We start from the raw sequence: 231 nt of genomic DNA on the forward strand, positions 1-231 counted from the left end.
TCTACTCCACCGGCCGGATCCTGCGCTCCATGTCCGTCAACGGCTCCGCCCCCCGCTTCGCCTCCCGCATGAACAAAGCCGGCGTCCCCTACGGCGGGATCGCGATCACCGCCGGCGTGTCCCTCCTCGGGGTCCCGCTGAACTACCTCGTCCCGGCCGACGCCTTCGAAATCGTCCTCAACGTCGCCTCCGTCGGCATCATCATGACCTGGGCCACCATCGTCCTGTGCC

At 68.0% G+C, this 231-nt stretch carries 1 protein-coding gene; it reads left to right on the plus strand.

Annotation, left to right across the window (positions count from 1 at the left end):
• Positions 1 to 231: amino acid permease (locus M8J71_RS22640; protein WP_256250114.1), on the plus strand; the 231-nt coding region annotated here is incomplete at both ends.

The sequence above is a fragment of the Pseudarthrobacter sp. R1 genome (assembly GCF_024494415.1).
Classification (GTDB): Bacteria; Actinomycetota; Actinomycetes; order Actinomycetales; family Micrococcaceae; genus Arthrobacter.